The 1860-nt window shown below is 72.7% G+C and carries 2 pseudogenes; one reads left to right on the forward strand and one right to left on the reverse strand.

Annotated features, from left to right (window positions below):
* A pseudogene (locus DVA66_RS19960) lies at window positions 1-540 on the reverse strand (hypothetical protein); the annotation flags it as partial.
* 289 nt (window positions 541-829) lie between these two features.
* Here DVA66_RS19960 and DVA66_RS19965 point away from each other — a divergent pair.
* Window positions 830-1834 (forward strand): annotated as a pseudogene (locus DVA66_RS19965) (AAA family ATPase); the annotation flags it as partial.
* Window positions 1835-1860: the final 26 nt, after the last annotated feature.

A 1860-nucleotide genomic window follows, 5' to 3' on the forward strand; every position in this document is an offset into this window, starting at 1 on the left:
GCGTCCGGGCCAGGGCAGCGGCCACAGCCGGGTGAGCCCGGGGCGGACCCGGTCGATCCAGTAGTGCTGGTAGTCGGGGCCGGCGGGCCGGCCCTGCGGCGGCAGCATCGCCAGCTGGACGTCGTCGAGGATGGCGCGGGTGCCGGCCACCGCGTCCGGGCCGGTGTGCCGCAGCGCCGCCCACGGGGCGGGGGAGCCGGGCAGGGTCTGCGGGACCTCGCCCTCGGGCCGGAACCGGCGGGCCAGCCGGCCCTCGTCCTGGCCGTGCCCGCCGCGGGCGACGACGTCGTCGATGTGCAGGGCGTTGACCCGTCCGGCGAACCGCTCCCGGGCGGCCAGGTCACCGGCGGCACCCTCCGACAGCAGCATCAGCAGCACCGGGGTGTCGTCGTTGTCGTGGGCGAGGTAGGTGACGCCGCTGGGCTGGGCGTTGAGCCGGGCGTCCAGCCAGAACTCGTCGACGCGGGGCGGGTCGGCCTCGGTCAACGGGTACGCGAGCGGGCCGGTGCGGCCGCCGGCGGGCTCTTCGGGCGTCGACATCGGTCCTCATCTCATCACAGGTGCGGCTCCGGCCGACCTCCTCGGCGATCGGCGCCCATTCTGCCGTGCGGGGCAACGGAGGTCGGCCCGGTGCCCGACGGCACCGCCCGGTCGGCCCGGGTCCGATTGCGCCGTCTGCCAGAATGGGCCGGGCCCTGCCTGCACCGCGGGTGGGGCACGATGGCCACCCAGCTCCCGAGGCACCGACCACCGGGGGGACACACACGGGAGATGATGCGTGAGTACTCCGAGCAGCATCGATCAGCTCAGCAACCAGCAGGTCTCGCAGCTCCTCGGACGGGCCATCTCGCAGGTGCAGCGGGTGATCGTCGGCCAGGAGCACATGGTCGAGCAGCTGATGGTGGGGCTGCTGGCGAAGGGGCACATCCTGCTCGAGGGCGTCCCCGGGGTGGCCAAGACGCTGGCCGTGCGCAGCTTCGCGAACGTGGTCGGCGGTGACTTCTCCCGCGTCCAGTTCACCCCCGACCTGGTGCCCTCCGACATCGTCGGCACGCGCATCTACAAGGCCAGCCAGGAGGGCTTCGACATCGAGCTCGGGCCGGTCTTCGTCAACTTCGTGCTGGCCGACGAGATCAACCGCGCCCCGGCCAAGGTGCAGTCGGCGATGCTGGAGCTGATGGCGGAGAAGCAGGTCTCCCTCGGCGGACGCACCTACCCCGCGCCCAAGCCGTTCATCGTCATCGCCACCCAGAACCCGGTCGAGTCCGAGGGCGTGTACCCGCTGCCGGAGGCCCAGCGCGACCGCTTCCTGCTCAAGGTGGACGTGCCCTACCCGCGCGGCAACGAGGAGTTCGAGATCCTGCGGCGGATGAGCGTCACCCCGCCGGAGGCCGAGCGGGTGCTCGACCCCGACCTCGTCCGCGGCCTGCAGGACCGGGCCTCCAACATCTTCGTGCACAACCTCGTCGCCGAGTACGTGGTGCGGCTGGTGCTGGCCACCCGGACGCCGGCCGAGTTCGGGATGCCCGACCTCACCTCGGTGATCCAGATCGGCTGCAGCCCGCGCGCCACCCTCGGTCTGGTCGCCGCATCGCGGGCGCTGGCGCTCATCCACGGCCGCGACTACGTGCTGCCCACCGACGTCCAGGCGGTCGCCCGTGACGTGATGGCGCACCGCCTGGTGCTCGGCTTCGACGCCATCGCCGACAACATCGACCCCGCCCAGGTGATCGAGCGGGTGGTGGCGATGGTGCCGCCGCCCACCCCGGTCTGGAACGAGCAGCGCCAGCCGCAGCAGGGCCGTCAGCCGCAGGCCCAGCCCGACTTCCACTGATCGTGTCCGTCCCCAGCTTCCCGCCC

It is taken from the genome of Desertihabitans aurantiacus (assembly GCF_003344635.1).
GTDB classification, from domain to species: Bacteria; Actinomycetota; Actinomycetes; order Propionibacteriales; family Propionibacteriaceae; genus Desertihabitans; species Desertihabitans aurantiacus.